The 14,103-nt window shown below is 47.0% G+C and carries 14 protein-coding genes; 10 read left to right on the plus strand and 4 right to left on the minus strand.

Going from position 1 to position 14,103, the window contains the following annotated elements; genetic code table 11:
* Positions 1-447 precede the first annotated feature (447 nt).
* The 5 genes from B0G85_RS03000 to B0G85_RS03020 all read left to right on the plus strand — a co-directional run bounded on the left by B0G85_RS03000 (position 448) and on the right by B0G85_RS03020 (position 6,480).
* Complete coding sequence (locus tag B0G85_RS03000) at positions 448-3,039, plus strand: Rne/Rng family ribonuclease (RefSeq protein WP_100378935.1); 2,592 nt, start codon at positions 448-450, stop codon at positions 3,037-3,039.
* Positions 3,040-3,122: 83 nt separating this feature from the next.
* The gene (moaA, locus tag B0G85_RS03005) at positions 3,123-4,235 is read left to right on the plus strand and encodes a GTP 3',8-cyclase MoaA (RefSeq protein ID WP_100378936.1); all 1,113 of its coding nucleotides are present in this window, start codon (positions 3,123-3,125) and stop codon (positions 4,233-4,235) included.
* Positions 4,236-4,237: 2 nt separating this feature from the next.
* On the plus strand, positions 4,238-4,840 hold the full coding sequence (gene mobA / locus B0G85_RS03010; protein ID WP_100378937.1) for a molybdenum cofactor guanylyltransferase MobA: 603 nt from the start codon (positions 4,238-4,240) through the stop codon (positions 4,838-4,840).
* Complete coding sequence (gene moeA, locus B0G85_RS03015; RefSeq protein ID WP_100378938.1) at positions 4,837-6,174, plus strand: molybdopterin molybdotransferase MoeA; 1,338 nt, start codon at positions 4,837-4,839, stop codon at positions 6,172-6,174. Before mobA ends, moeA begins: the two co-directional genes overlap by 4 nt.
* 12 nt (positions 6,175-6,186) lie before the next feature.
* On the plus strand, positions 6,187-6,480 hold the full coding sequence (locus B0G85_RS03020; RefSeq protein WP_100378939.1) for a hypothetical protein: 294 nt from the start codon (positions 6,187-6,189) through the stop codon (positions 6,478-6,480).
* Here the strand turns inward: B0G85_RS03020 and B0G85_RS03025 are convergent.
* On the minus strand, positions 6,477-7,490 hold the full coding sequence (locus tag B0G85_RS03025; protein ID WP_100378940.1) for a 2-hydroxyacid dehydrogenase: 1,014 nt from the start codon (positions 7,488-7,490) through the stop codon (positions 6,477-6,479). The two genes, B0G85_RS03020 and B0G85_RS03025, sit on opposite strands and share 4 nt — an antisense overlap.
* 119 nt (positions 7,491-7,609) lie before the next feature.
* Here B0G85_RS03025 and fdxA point away from each other — a divergent pair, with 119 nt between their 5' ends.
* From fdxA to B0G85_RS03045, 4 genes are read left to right on the plus strand one after another with little or no spacing between them, the layout of a single operon-like run.
* A complete protein-coding gene (gene fdxA, locus B0G85_RS03030) occupies positions 7,610-7,933 on the plus strand; it encodes a ferredoxin FdxA (protein WP_100378941.1) in 324 nt (107 codons plus the stop codon).
* 1 nt (position 7,934) lies between these two features.
* The gene (locus B0G85_RS03035) at positions 7,935-8,978 is read left to right on the plus strand and encodes an NAD(P)/FAD-dependent oxidoreductase (protein WP_100378942.1); all 1,044 of its coding nucleotides are present in this window, start codon (positions 7,935-7,937) and stop codon (positions 8,976-8,978) included.
* 38 nt (positions 8,979-9,016) lie between these two features.
* Positions 9,017-9,811, plus strand: coding sequence for a thymidylate synthase (locus B0G85_RS03040; RefSeq protein WP_100378943.1), 795 nt, complete (start codon positions 9,017-9,019; stop codon positions 9,809-9,811).
* Positions 9,812-9,823: 12 nt separating this feature from the next.
* Positions 9,824-10,312, plus strand: coding sequence for a dihydrofolate reductase (locus B0G85_RS03045; protein ID WP_100378944.1), 489 nt, complete (start codon positions 9,824-9,826; stop codon positions 10,310-10,312).
* An 18-nt stretch (positions 10,313-10,330) separates the two neighbouring features.
* Here the strand turns inward: B0G85_RS03045 and B0G85_RS03050 are convergent, their stop codons facing one another.
* Both B0G85_RS03050 and pmbA read right to left on the minus strand, forming a co-directional pair.
* On the minus strand, positions 10,331-11,419 hold the full coding sequence (locus tag B0G85_RS03050) for a TRAP transporter substrate-binding protein (protein ID WP_100378945.1): 1,089 nt from the start codon (positions 11,417-11,419) through the stop codon (positions 10,331-10,333).
* A gap of 47 nt (positions 11,420-11,466) precedes the next feature.
* A complete protein-coding gene (gene pmbA / locus B0G85_RS03055; protein WP_100378946.1) occupies positions 11,467-12,813 on the minus strand; it encodes a metalloprotease PmbA in 1,347 nt (448 codons plus the stop codon).
* Positions 12,814-12,839: 26 nt separating this feature from the next.
* On the opposite strand from pmbA, the gene mog reads away from it, so the two are divergent.
* Positions 12,840-13,463 carry a molybdopterin adenylyltransferase gene (gene mog / locus B0G85_RS03060; protein ID WP_415836275.1) on the plus strand — a complete coding sequence of 208 codons (624 nt, stop codon included), beginning with the start codon at positions 12,840-12,842 and terminating at the stop codon, positions 13,461-13,463.
* A 51-nt stretch (positions 13,464-13,514) separates the two neighbouring features.
* Here mog and orn read toward each other — a convergent pair whose 3' ends face one another.
* Positions 13,515-14,102, minus strand: a complete 588-nt coding sequence (gene orn, locus B0G85_RS03065) for an oligoribonuclease (protein ID WP_100378947.1) — start codon at positions 14,100-14,102, stop codon at positions 13,515-13,517.
* Between the last annotated feature and the right edge of the window lies 1 nt (position 14,103).

Below are 14,103 nucleotides of genomic sequence, written 5' to 3' on the forward strand. Positions count from 1 at the left end.
ATCTCTCTCGCCACCTCGACGAGGGACTTAACAATACCCCATTGTCATTCAACTTGTGCCGTATAATCAATGCTCTAGCTAATTTATATCAGCTTGGATCACAATCTGAACTCAGATTTAGATCGGGGAGCTTGGAGTCGCCCTTAATTGACTCCCGGGGTTGCCCCTCCCCCGTTTAATGAGGCGCAGGGTTGGTGTGCCGTATGCCGCGACCCGCATTAGAAGACAGTTTTTAGGCGCGCGCCTGCATTGATGGCCAAAAGGAGGCCTCTGCGGCGATCGTCAAGTGTGGCACCGGTAAATAACAGTTTGTTCGGTGTGCTAGACAAAGTATGTCTAGGTTTGTTTGATCCACACTCAAAAACCGCTACTGGACCCAGTCCAAAGCGGCATCTAAATTGTCCCTAACGCAGCGCGCAACGACGCACTCCCCACTAGGAGAGTGTTATGAAACGCATGTTATTTAATGCAACTCAACAAGAAGAGTTGCGAGTTGCCATCGTCGATGGTCAAAAACTCATCGATATTGATATCGAAGCTGCCGGTCGTGAACAACGCAAAGGCAATATTTACAAAGGTGTTATCACTCGCATTGAGCCCTCGCTCGAAGCCTGCTTTGTCAATTACGGCGAAGAGCGTCATGGCTTTTTGCCATTTAAAGAAGTTGCCCGCACCTATTTTAAAGAAGGTGTTGATGTTCGTAATGCGTCTATTAAAGAAGCTTTGCGCGAAGGTCAGGAAATTATTGTTCAGGTAGAAAAAGAAGAGCGCGGCCAAAAAGGTGCTGCCCTCACCTCTTTCGTCTCCCTCGCAGGTCGTTATTTGGTGTTGATGCCAAATAACCCCCGTGGTGGTGGCGTATCTCGCCGCATTGAGGGCGAAGACCGTCAAGAGTTGCGTGAAGCAATGTCCCAGTTAGAAGTATCTGAGGGAATGAGCATCATTGCTCGTACCGCCGGTATTGGTCGTGATGCTACTGAACTGCAATGGGACTTAAGTTATCTCATGCAGTTATGGGGCGCCATTGATGAGGCAGCCAAAGGAAATTCGGCACCATTATTGATTTATCTCGAATCTAGTCTAGTGATTCGTGCGATCCGTGATTATTTCCAACCCGATATCGGTGAGATCCTCATCGATACAGATGATATCTATGAGCAAGCCGCTGCATTTATGTCAGTAGTGATGCCGGATAACTTGCCAAGAGTAAAGCGCTATCAGGATGATGTTCCATTGTTCTCACGCTTTCAAATTGAGCATCAAATTGAAACTGCGTATTCACGTACGGTCCCATTACCATCTGGTGGCGCAATCGTCATTGATCATACTGAAGCCCTGGTTTCGGTGGACGTCAACTCCGCGCGCGCTACCCGCGGCTCCGATATTGAAGAAACCGCTACGCGCACTAACTTAGAAGCCGCTGATGAAATTGCCCGTCAAGCCCGTTTGCGTGACTTGGGTGGCTTAATTGTCATTGACTTCATCGATATGGAATCGAGTAAAGCACAGAAAGATGTTGAGAATCGCCTCCGCGATGCCCTCCGTCATGACCGTGCACGTGTTCAGATGGGCAAGATCTCTAAGTTTGGCCTGATGGAAATGTCTCGTCAGCGTTTACGTCCCGCCCTCTCTGAAGGTAGTCATGTAACGTGCCCACGCTGTAATGGCACTGGTCATATTCGCGATACAGAATCTTCTGCATTGCAAGTGCTTCGTATTATTCAAGAAGAGGCAATGAAAGAAAATACTGCTGCCATTCATACACAAGTACCAGTTGAAGTGGCTGCGTTCTTGTTAAATGAAAAGCGCGCAGAGGTCATCAAGATTGAGTCACGCTTTAAAGTGAACGTCTTAATGATTCCTAATAAGCATTTAGAGACGCCACATTACAAACTAGAGCGCTTACGTCATGATGATCCTCGTCTTGACGATCAAAAGGCTAGTTATGTCATGGCCGAAGAAGCTGCGCGCGAACTCGAAACTGATACCGCTGTGAGCCGTAAAGATGCGGAAGTCAAAGCTCGCCCTGAAGCTGCTGTCAAAGGAATTACTCCTAATCAGCCAGCTCCAGTGAGCCAGCCACGCCCTGCTCGCACAGAAAAGATCGCCACTGAGAGTACCGGTGGTTTATTTGGCTTTATTAAGAAACTATTTTCGTCGTCACCAGCACCTGAAGTAAAGCCTGCAGCTAGCGCGCCACGCGGTCGCAATCCAAATAACCGCAATGGCAATAACAATGGCAATCGCAATCGAGGCCGTCGCGGGGAACGCAATGATCGCAGCGAGCGTCCAGCAGATGGCGAAGTAGCCACTGCAGTAGCTAGTGCCGAGGGTACAACTGCTCCGCGCGAAGGTAGGGGGCGTCAAGACGGACGCAACCGTAACGGTAACCGCAACCAAAATAATCCTAAACCAGAAAATCAAGCTGCGGTAACGCCAGCAACAGAAGCAACAGTGAGTTCCGATGCTGCTACAGGCGCAGACGGCGAAGAACGTCGTGGTCGTGGTCGCAATCGTCGTGGTCGCGGTCGTGGTCAACGTGGTGAGCGTACAGAAGGTAGTGTCGAGATAGCCACTACGGCAGCTGCACCAAGTCCCTTCTCAGGTCCGCCTGTAGGAATGGGTGGCGCATCCTCCTCTATGCCAATTCAAAACATTGCTCAAAGCTTTAGCAGCGCCATTGTTGCGCCAACTCAAGTTAAGCAGCGTGCACCAAGAGAGCCGCGTGCTCCACGCCAAAGTAATCGCCCCGCAAATACTGCGGCGCCTACATTGGCTGTAGCGGCTCCAGCACTTGAAGTGATCGTAAAGCCTATGCCTGAACTTCCGAAGGTTGCCTATCAGGCGCTCGAAGAGAAGCCATTGCAAAGTGTTATTGAATCTGCTGGCATGGTTTGGGTTTCAACTGACACCGCCAAGCAAGCTTCAACCCAAGTTGAACCAGAAACCATCAAGCTCGGCAGAGCGCCTAAGCCAGCAGTCAGCTTATCTGCTGCGCCAATGGTTATGGTAGAGACTGGTCCAGAAAACAAGGGTTAAGCCCACTTCTCCAAACTGTCGAGTGTCCCAAAAAGATATCTGACAGTTTGGCAGAAACCCCATTTCAAAGCCATAATTGAGTCATGGTTGAAAAAGTAATCCCCATTCGATTAGATGAAGGCAAAGGTTTGACGCCATCCATTCCAGGACAGCTCCAAACTCCTAATGCCTTCACAAAAGATACTCGCGGACGTCAGTTACGCGACTTACGCATCTCTGTAACAGACCGGTGTAACTTTCGGTGCACTTACTGCATGCCTAAAGAGATATTCGATAAAGACTATCCTTACCTTTCCCATAATGAGCTTCTCAGCTTTGAAGAGATTGCTAAATTAAGCTCGATCTTTGCGACGCTTGGTGTTGAAAAGATTCGACTTACTGGCGGCGAACCTTTACTTCGAAAAAATCTTGAAGTACTGATAGAAATGCTTGCCAAGATTCGCACAGTGGATGATCTGCCCTTGGATTTAACGCTCACTACCAACGGCAGTATTTTGCGCAAGAAAGCGGTTGCGCTTAAGGCTGCTGGACTGCATCGCTTGACCATTAGTCTTGATGGTTTAAATGATGACATCTTCAAAAAAATGAACGATGTGGACTTTCCGGTAACGGATGTATTGGATGGTATTGCCGCAGCCCAAGAAGCCGGCTTTACGAACATCAAAGTTAACATGGTGGTAAAGAAGGGGACAAACGACCAGGAAATTATCGCCATGGCGAGGCACTTTAAAGGAATCGGTATTACGCTTCGCTTTATAGAGTTCATGGATGTGGGTAGCTCCAATGGCTGGGATATGGCACAGGTTCTTCCCTCAAAAGAAGTAGTGGCAAGAATTAATGCAGTCTTTCCAATTGAACCCATTCAAGCCAACTACTATGGTGAGGTGGCTCAGCGCTGGCGCTACTTAGATGGTTCTGGTGAAATTGGCCTGATCTCAAGTGTCACACAGACATTTTGTCACGAATGCACGCGTGCTCGGATTTCTACTGATGGTCAGCTATATCTTTGCTTGTTCGCTAATGAGGGTTTTGACTTCAAAACTCTTTTACGCTCAGGTAAAAGTGATTTAGAAATCGCGAATGCTGTCATGACTACCTGGACAGGACGCAAGGATCACTATTCAGAAATTCGGGGATCTCATACTGCTGAACTTTCTGGCACGCGAAAAGTCGAAATGTCTTACATTGGTGGCTAACGATGTCTAGTCAAAAAATTACTGGATTGATTTTGGCAGGTGGTCGCGCCCAAAGAATGGGGGGTATCGACAAGGGCTTAATCCCCTTTCGTGGCAAACCATTAATTGAATCTGCTATAGAGCGGCTGAAGCCGCAGGTAGACACCATTCTCATTAATGCTAATCGCAACATCACCAAATACGCTCACTATGGTTATCCCGTCATCATGGATGAAACTCCAGATTTCTCGGGTCCGTTGGCAGGTTTCTCTATCGGACTAAAGCACTGTGCAACACCGTACCTATTAACCTCTCCTTGTGACTCCCCGTTATTGCCACTAGATCTTGCAGAGAGAATGCTCACAAAATTGGAAGCGGAGAATCTAGATTTGGTTTATGCCTCTTCAGAGGAGGTCAATGGTAAGGTGTGGGCGCAGCCTGTATTTTGCTTAATGCGTAATACTCTTGAGCACTTACTGAATGATTTTTTGAGTAAAGGTGATCTCAAAATTGACCATTGGTTTAAAGAGGTCTTCAGCGGAACCGTTGTATTTAATGCGCCTCACGCTTTTGCTAACGTCAACACACCCCAAGAGCTCGATGCATTAGAAAAAATATCCTCATGAGCAACGCAAGCCCTGCATCACCAAATAATGCTATTTTGTTAACTGACTCATTGCACGTCGATGAGGCCCGTAAAGCGATTGCCGGATTGGTAACCGAGCTACTTCAAGAGTCCTTAGTGGGTTCCGATTTAACGGCAACCCAATCCGTTCTTTTGGATCAGGCAATGAATCGTATTTTGGCAGTAGATTTACTCTCGCCAATAGATGTGCCTGCAGCCGATAACTCCGCCATGGATGGCTTTGCCTTTAATGGCAATTGTCTGGGCGATGATAGCCAGGACATCACGCTCAAAGTGGTCGGTACGGCTTATGCTGGCAAACCCTTTATTGGGAGTATCGGCCAAGGTGAATGTATAAAAATAATGACAGGTGGCCTAATGCCCCAGGGTTGCGATACCGTCATTCCACAAGAGCTCACTGATACCACCAATACTGCGAGCGATGTGCTCGTGACTTTTAAGCAAAATCAAGTCAGGTGCGGAGAAAACCGACGCTTGCGTGGCGAGGATTTACAAAGTGGTAAGCCTGCGATTTTGGCAGGTCGCTTATTACGGCCATCTGATATAGGGCTAGCAGCATCCTTAGGGATTGACAGCCTCGTAGTTCATCGCAAGCTTAGGGTCGCCATCCTATCCTCCGGTGATGAGCTGCGCCCGCTAGGGCAACCCCTTGATGTCGGAAGTATTTATGACAGTAACCGCTATAGTCTTACCGGCCTGCTCAATAGATTAAATATTGAGATCATCGATTGCGGCATTGTGCGTGATGACCCCAGTGCCCTGAGGACTGCTTTTTCTGAGGCTGCCACAAAGGCAGATGTACTAATTTCATCGGGCGGCGTTTCCGTTGGAGAGGCCGACTACACCAAGCAAATCATGCAAGAGTTAGGAGATGTTGGATTTTGGAAGATTGCCATGCGTCCAGGTCGACCCATGGCTTTTGGAACACTAAAGTCGGTTGGCGCAAAAACTACTGACCGAAAGATTCTCTTCTTTGGCCTGCCTGGCAATCCCGTTGCAGTCATGGTGACTTTCTATCAGTTTGTCCGCTCTGCCCTATTGCAACTAAATGGCGCAAGTCAGACTGAGCCCCCACTAATGCAGGCGATGGCTGAGGCGCCAATTCGGAAAAGACCTGGTCGTACAGAATTTCAGCGAGGCATTTTAGAACGCAGCTTGGATGGCAAACCTACTGTCAGACTGACCGGCAGCCAGGGTGCGGGCATTTTGCGCTCGATGAGTGAGGCGAATTGTTTTGTCATTCTGCATCACGATCAGGGCAATGTAGCTAGCGGAGACTGGGTAGATGTAGCGCTTTTTGACGGACTGCTTTAAGATTGCCCCATTATGAAACTCACTAAAAAAGAACTTGTCTACGTAGACCCAATGCACACCGCCAAAACACTGGTGTTAGTCTATCTCTGCTTCTCGGCACCCATAGTGATACTCGCTCTTTTTGTAGCCTTCATCCGTGATGGTTCAATTCCTGGATTTACTGTGCTGTCAGCTTTAATTTTGAACGCTGTCCTTGGCTTTGCTTTGCTGTGGATTGCCTGCAAAGTATATAACTGGGTTGCGGGGAAATTCGGTGGTATTGAATTGGCTATCCGCGAACTACCAGAAGAAATTGAATCAGACTAAGCTTTAGAAAATACTTCAGTATTAATTAAGCTAGGTGGTTCTTTCCCATCTAGCGCCGCTTGCAAGTTTTCAATTGCAAGATCAACCATTGCTCTGCGTGTTTTTTCTGTAGCGCTGGCAATGTGCGGGGCTAAAACAATATTGCTGCACTTCAGTAACTCTGGATGCACTTGAGGCTCACCTTCGAATACATCAAGGCCAGCGGCAAATATTTTTCCAGCTTGCAGCGCCTGTGCTAGAGCCGAATCATCCACAATACCGCCACGGGCAATATTCACCAAGGTTGCAGTAGGCTTCATTAGCGCAATTTCTGCAGCGCCAATGGTATGGTGATTCTGTGCGGTATAAGGCAATACCAACACAACGTGATCCGCATTCTGTAGCAACGATTCTTTTGCAACGTAACTTGCACCGCAGGCTTTTTCATCCTCTGCAGATAATTGACTACGGTTGTGATAAATCACTTTCATACCAAAACCGAGCGCACGTTTTGCAATGCCCTGCCCGATACGGCCCATACCAATAATGCCTACAGTACTATTATGCAAATCCATCCCCAGTGGATTATTCACAATGGACCATTGATCCCATTTCCCCGCTCTGACCCAATGCTCAGACTCAGTAATTCGCCTTGCAGTAGCCATCAATAAAGCGAAACCGAAGTCTGCGGTTGTATCCGTAAGAACGTCGGGGGTATTCGTTGCCATTACCCCGGCAGCATTCATAGCGGGAATATCAAAATTGTTGTACCCAACTGAAATATTAGCGACCACCTTGAGGTCCTTGGCCAATGCTAGAGCTGAGGCATCAATACGCTCGCTTCCCGTAACTAAGGCTCCCTGAACATCAGAAAGGGCTTTTTGCAAGGCTTCAGCGCTCATAAGCTGATCAGACTGGTTGGAATGTACCTCGTAAAACGCCTCCAATTTGACTAGCGCCTCTGGGAAAATCGCCCTTGCGACCAAAATCTTCGGTTTATGGGCAAGGCTAGTGTTGGTTTGTGTGTTCATAGCGAGACTTTACCTCAAGTAAATTGACCCCTTTGCCTGAAAAATAGGCTGATTCGGCTAAAATTGGGTTTTACAACTTGGCAGTCCATTGATTTTGGGCGCCTCCTATCCGAGCCATCATGACTTACGTTGTTACTGAAGCCTGCATCCGCTGTAAATATACCGATTGCGTAGACGTCTGCCCTGTAGATTGTTTTCGCGAAGGGCCCAATTTCTTGGTCATCGATCCAGATGAGTGTATCGATTGCGCAGTGTGCGTACCAGAGTGCCCCGTCAATGCAATTTATGCCGAAGATGATGTGCCCGGTGACCAACAATCTTTCATTAAGCTCAACGCTGATTTATCGGCATCATGGACATCCATTACCAAATCTAAATCTGGGTTACCGGATGCGGACGAATGGAAAGATGTCAAAAATAAACTTGATCAATTGGTGAAATAAATTGCACTCCCCCATTGAAACCGATGCAGTCATCATTGGTGCCGGTCCAGTGGGGCTCTTCCAAGTTTTTGAACTCGGATTGTTGGAAATAAAAACACACGTCATCGACTCTCTACCCCAGGTGGGTGGTCAATGCATGGAGCTCTATCCAGATAAGCCCATTTACGACATTCCAGCTGTGCCAGTGTGTACCGGTCGCGAGCTCACAAATAATCTCTTAAAACAAATAGAGCCATTCAAACCACAGTTTCATTTAAATCAAGAGGTCTCTACTCTTGAACAACAAACAGATGGCCGATTTAAGATTGTGACATCTCAAGACCAACAGTTTTTGAGTAAAACTGTTTTTGTTGCAGCCGGTGTCGGTGCGTTTCAGCCCCGCACCCTCAATCTTGATGGTATTGAGCATTTTGTAAATAAGCAGGTTTTTTATAAAGTACAAGATCCTGAACAGTTTTCTGGAAAAAAAATAGTGATCTGTGGTGGCGGTGATTCAGCCTTGGATTGGGCCTTATATTTTTTAGGTAAGGCAAAGAGCATTACCTTAATTCATCGTCGCGACGAGTTCAAAGCAGCCCCCCAATCGGTTGCTAAGCTGCGTGAACTTTGTGCTGAGCAACTCATTCAGTTAGAGATTGGCCAAATCACGAGTTATGAATCCGTGGATGGCTTCTTAACTGAAATTTCCGTGACGGGTATCGATGGTGAAATTCATGCAATTGAGCTTGATTCTCTTTTGCTTTTTTATGGTCTATCCCCAAAGCTAGGCCCTATTGCCCAATGGGGATTGGATATTGATCGAAAACAAATTGCAGTAGATACGGCGACTTTTCAAACTAGCACTGCTGGTATCTATGCCGTGGGTGATATTAATATTTACCCCGGGAAAAAGAAATTGATCCTCTCAGGCTTTCATGAGGCAGCCTTAGCTGCTTTTGCGGCAGCAGCCTACCTAGCCCCCGAGAAACTAATCCAATTGCAATACACCACTACCTCGCCAAAGCTCCACAAAGCCCTTGGGGTGAGCCCTCCTACTTTCGGGTAAGCACTTCTTATTACTACCTGATTTAACAAAAGAACCTTATGCATCAATATCACGATCTCATGAAGGAAGTCCTCTCCAAGGGTGTCCCAAAAGCAGACAGAACCGGCACAGGCACTATCTCCGTCTTTGGTCACCAGATGCGCTTTAATTTGGCCGAGGGCTTTCCGATGGTCACCACCAAAAAACTGCATCTCAAATCCATCATTCTTGAATTACTCTGGTTTCTCAAAGGGAGTACTGATAACAACTGGCTCAAAGAGCGTGGCGTCTCTATTTGGAATGAATGGGCTGCTCTTGATGGGGATCTAGGTCCTATTTATGGCTATCAATGGCGTTCTTGGCCTGCGCCTGACGGAAAACATATTGACCAAATTGCAGAAGTTGTAGAGACACTCAAAAAAAATCCGGATTCTCGTCGCATTATTGTATCCGCCTGGAATGTAGCTGATATTCCTCGCATGGCCCTGGCCCCCTGCCATGCATTTTTTCAATTTTATGTTGCCAATGGCAAGCTGTCTTGCCAACTCTATCAACGGAGTGCCGATATCTTTTTAGGTGTGCCATTCAACATTGCAAGCTATGCTTTACTAACCCATATGATGGCGCAACAGTGTAATCTTGAAGTCGGTGACTTTGTATGGACCGGGGGCGATTGCCATCTTTACAGTAACCACTTAGAGCAGGTAGATTTGCAGTTATCAAGGGATTTTTTCCCACTACCTAAGCTCAAAATATTACGAAAACCAGATTCTATTTTTGATTATGAGTTCGAAGATTTTGAAATCGTCGGATATGAATGTCACCCAGCTATCAAAGCGCCTGTAGCTATTTAAGAAAAAAATAATATGACTCAACCAGCCATCTCTATGATTGTCGCCCGCTCCCGCAACCACGTCATTGGCCGAGATAATCAAATGCCCTGGAAAATCTCCGCGGACCTACAGTTCTTTAAAAAAGTAACCATGGGTCACCCAGTTATTATGGGTCGCAAAACCTGGGAGTCCATTGGCCGCCCTCTTCCGGGTCGTCGCAATGTCGTTGTTAGTCGTAATCTAGACTTGCAATTGACGGGTGCTGAGGTAGTCCATTCACTAGATGAAGCACTTAATGGCCTGAGCGAATTTGCGCGCGTATTTGTAATCGGCGGCGAACAACTATTTACTCAAGCATTCCCAAAAGCGGATCGCCTTTACATTACTGAAATTGATATTAATGTAGACGGTGGCGATACTTTCTTTGCGATACCGAATGTATCCGAATGGACGGAGGTCGAGCGCATCCCCGCCTCCGAGGGAGAAATGACCTTTAGTTTTATTACGCTTGATCGAAAATAAATAGCAGTTAGAGGCTCTTTAAAGCTTTTTAGTAAAGCTGTACTGGGCAAAAGCTTGTTCGGCTACGTTGAACCACTGAGCCTCCATGTTTCTGAACACACGATAGTCGTCGAATATTTTCTTAAACTGAGGGTTTTTAATCGCCTCTTCTGCATAGGTTTCCTGAGAAGCTTTAAAGCACGCATCCAAGATGGTGTTATTAAATTTCCGTAATACCGCACCACTTTGAATGAGGCGCTGTAAAGCTGGGGGGTTGAGGGCGTCATACTTGGCACACATATCTGTATGCGCCTGAAAACAGGCAGCCTCCCAGGCAGCTTGATATGAAGGCGGCAAGGTATCCCACTGCTTCTTATTCACTAGAAATGATAGGCCGGCAGCACCCTCCCAAAAGGCGGGGTAATAGTAATTCTTTGCAACCTTAGCCAAGCCTAACTTCTCATCATCATATGGACCGACAAATTCAGCAGCATCAATCGTGCCTTTTTCTAGGGCTGAATAAATTTCTCCAGCAGGTAGCTGCTGTGGAACCACTCCCAGCTTGGCAAGTACTTGACCTGCAAAACCTGCAATACGAAATTTAAGTCCCTTTAAATCCTCAAGAGATTTAATTTCTTTACGAAACCAACCGCCCATCTGAGTGCCCGTTTGACCACCCAGAAAATTTACGATGTTGTAACTCGCATATAGTTCGCGCATTAACTTCATGCCATTACCATGCAGCATCCAGGCAGACTGTTGCCGTGCAGTCATTCCAAAGGGTGCGGCCGTGTCAAAAATAAAGGCGCTATTTTTTCCAATATAGTAATAGCTCGCAGTGTGGCCACATTCAACAGTGCCGTTTTGTACGGCATCTAATACTTGCAATGCTGGCACCACTTCGCCAGCTGCAAATATCTTGACGTTAAATTTTCCATCAGTAGCTTTTCTCAGTGCCGCAGCAAACACCTCTGGCGTACCAAATAAGGTGTCTAAGGATTTAGGGAAGCTAGAAACTAAACGCCAATTGAGGGTTGGCAGGCCTTGTGCAATACCTGGTGCAGATAATGTCGCTGCAGCTGCGCCCGCACCTAAAGTGGCTTTCTTTAAAAAGGAACGTCTTTGCATCTTCTACCCCCTAGTTAATACTGTATTTATTTTTTAATCCCGATGATTTATTTTCCGCCGATCGTCATCGAGCCAATCAAAATAGAGCCGGTTTCTTTCGTGCCCCTGATTAGCGTATCGCTGCCAATAGCCTGAATATCTAACAGCATGTCTCGTAAGTTACCAGCAATGGTGACCTCTTCCACAGGAAACTGTATCTCGCCATTCTCAACCCAATAGCCAAATGCACCTCGAGAGTAGTCACCAGTGACATAGTTGACCCCTTGACCCATGAGCTCCGTGACCAACAAACCAGTACCCATCTCTTTTAATAGCGCTGGTAAGCCACCCTTCGGAGTCTTACGGCTTTGCAAGGTGAGATGATGAGAGCCGCCGGCATTTCCTGTAGTTTCCATACCCAACTTTCGAGCAGAATACGTAGATAAGAAGTAGCCCTGCAAAATGCCTCTATCCACTACCGTACGAGCGGAGGTCTTGACACCCTCCTCATCAAATGGTGAGCTTCCTGTCATGGCCTTGAAATGTGGGTTCTCATGAAGGCTAATATGCTTTGGCAGCACTTGTTTACCTAGGCTATCGAGTAAGAAGCTGGAGCGACGATACAAGGCTCCACCTGAAACAGCCTGCACAAGGCCGCCCAATATACCTGCAGCTAATGGTGCTTCAAAAATAACTGGGCAGCGACGGGTAGATAATGATCTGGCATGCAGCCGTGAAAGAGCCCGTTTTGCGGCATAAATACCAATCGAAGCAGGATCTGCGAGCTCCTTAGGAATGCGGGAGCTGGAATACCAGTCATCCCTTTGCATACGTGATCTTTTACCGGCCTCATTAGCAATAGGGGCGCAAGAGATATAGTGCCTCGAGAATGGATATCCACCCATAAACCCATTACTGGTTCCCATCATAAAATGCGCATGATGAGCAGACACTGAGGCGCCATCACTGTTTTTAATTTGTTTGCTGACTGCAAAAGCAGCACCCTCAGAAACGCGAGCGATCTCAATGGCCGTAGCTGAATCAAGATCCCATGGATGAAATAAATCCAAGTCCAGTGGATGCTTTTCCAATAATGATTTTTCAGCGGGGCCAGCGCAAACATCTTCTGCCGTATGTTGGGCTATATGGTATGCAGCCTCGACCGTTGCTCGTAACGAAGCTTGAGAAAAATCACTTGTGCTTGCATTACCCCGGCGATGCCCCAAAAAGACAGTCACGCCGACCTGCTTATCCAAGCTCTGCTCAATGGTTTCAACCTCTCCCTTACGAACGGTGACCGAGAGACCCTGCCCCTCAGAAATCTCTGCTACCGCATCCGAGGCACCCCTTCTTTTGGCCTCTTTGAGCATGAAATTAATAATTTCTTGAAACTGATTTGATGAGTATGTAAACATGCCCTAATAATAGCTAGAATAGAAACATGATGCCAAATGCAACTTGGATAAGATCCACTCCCAATGAAATTCGAATCGGCTTGATCTCAGCCTCTGATAGGGCAAGTAAAGGCATTTATACGGACGAAGGTATACCAGCCCTGCAGGCCTGGCTCATGAGTGCGCTCAACACCCCCTGCGTATTTCACGAAAGATTAGTGGCAGATGAGCGTGAAGTCATTACGGAAACGATTATTGAGCTCACGGACGAGTTAGGATGCGATTTAATCCTCACTACAGGCGGTACAGGCCCCTCATTGAGAGATGTAACCCCTGATGCCACTATTGACGCGGGAACCCGAGAAATGCCCGGATTTGGCGAGCAAATGCGTCAAATTAGCCTTCGCTTTGTACCTACCGCCATTTTGTCGCGCCAGACTGCTGTCCTACGTGAAATTGAAGGTCACACAGCACTCATTATTAATTTGCCCGGTCAACCAAAATCTATTAAGGAAACCCTTGAGGGCCTCAAAGATCCCGAGGGGAAATCGATCGTTCCCGGCATTTTCGCTGCAATACCCTACTGCATCGATTTGATTGGCGGTCCTTATATCGAAACAAATGAGGCGATCATCAAGGCCTTTAGGCCTAAAAGCGCTATCAAAAAATAACTATGCGAATAAAAAAGGGTTCACCGTTGAACCCTTTTCCTTTGAAGTCGTTTACTCAGGCAGCGGCACAATCCATTTTTCGCGGTAGTACTTCAACTCCTCAATCGATTCCTGAATATCTGCCAAGGCAGTATGGGCCTGGTTTTTAGCAAATCCCTTCACTAACTCAGGATGCCAACGCTTACAGAGCTCCTTTAAGGTGGAGACATCAATATTTCGATAATGAAAGAATGATTCTAATTTAGGCATGTATTTCGCCATGAAGCGTCTATCCTGGCCAATCGTATTGCCGCACATGGGAATGACACCCGGCTTAACGTATTTTTTTAAGAAAGCAATACACTCTGCCTCAGCAGTCGCCTCGTCCAAGGTCGAAGCCTTTACCTTATCAATCAGGCCTGAGCGCCCATGAGTGCCTTTGTTCCAAGCATCCATCTGGTCTAACAGGGCATCATCTTGATGAACCACCCAAACAGGGGCGGTGGCAATCGTATTTAGCTGGGCATCAGTCACTATCATGGCAATTTCTAGAATGCGCTCTTTTTCAGGGTTAAGGCCTGACATCTCCATATCCACCCAAATGAGGTATTCACTGGCTGGCGCTGGCTTTATTGCTGGGGTACTGTTTTTTTCACTCATA

The organism is Polynucleobacter brandtiae, assembly GCF_002797575.1.
Lineage (GTDB): Bacteria > Pseudomonadota > Gammaproteobacteria > Burkholderiales > Burkholderiaceae > Polynucleobacter > Polynucleobacter brandtiae.

What these genes read in the sequence shown, in the direction of transcription:
- B0G85_RS03000 (WP_100378935.1), top strand. Translation starts at nt 448, where the DNA reads ATGAAACGCATGTTATTTAATGCAACTCAACAAGAAGAGTTGCGAGTT.
- moaA (WP_100378936.1), top strand. Translation starts at nt 3,123, where the DNA reads ATGGTTGAAAAAGTAATCCCCATTCGATTAGATGAAGGCAAAGGTTTG.
- mobA (WP_100378937.1), top strand. Translation starts at nt 4,238, where the DNA reads ATGTCTAGTCAAAAAATTACTGGATTGATTTTGGCAGGTGGTCGCGCC.
- moeA (WP_100378938.1), top strand. Translation starts at nt 4,837, where the DNA reads ATGAGCAACGCAAGCCCTGCATCACCAAATAATGCTATTTTGTTAACT.
- B0G85_RS03020 (WP_100378939.1), top strand. Translation starts at nt 6,187, where the DNA reads ATGAAACTCACTAAAAAAGAACTTGTCTACGTAGACCCAATGCACACC.
- B0G85_RS03025 (WP_100378940.1), bottom strand. Translation starts at nt 7,490, where the DNA reads ATGAACACACAAACCAACACTAGCCTTGCCCATAAACCGAAGATTTTG.
- fdxA (WP_100378941.1), top strand. Translation starts at nt 7,610, where the DNA reads ATGACTTACGTTGTTACTGAAGCCTGCATCCGCTGTAAATATACCGAT.
- B0G85_RS03040 (WP_100378943.1), top strand. Translation starts at nt 9,017, where the DNA reads ATGCATCAATATCACGATCTCATGAAGGAAGTCCTCTCCAAGGGTGTC.
- B0G85_RS03045 (WP_100378944.1), top strand. Translation starts at nt 9,824, where the DNA reads ATGACTCAACCAGCCATCTCTATGATTGTCGCCCGCTCCCGCAACCAC.
- B0G85_RS03050 (WP_100378945.1), bottom strand. Translation starts at nt 11,419, where the DNA reads ATGCAAAGACGTTCCTTTTTAAAGAAAGCCACTTTAGGTGCGGGCGCA.
- pmbA (WP_100378946.1), bottom strand. Translation starts at nt 12,813, where the DNA reads ATGTTTACATACTCATCAAATCAGTTTCAAGAAATTATTAATTTCATG.
- mog (WP_415836275.1), top strand. Translation starts at nt 12,840, where the DNA reads ATGATGCCAAATGCAACTTGGATAAGATCCACTCCCAATGAAATTCGA.
- orn (WP_100378947.1), bottom strand. Translation starts at nt 14,102, where the DNA reads ATGAGTGAAAAAAACAGTACCCCAGCAATAAAGCCAGCGCCAGCCAGT.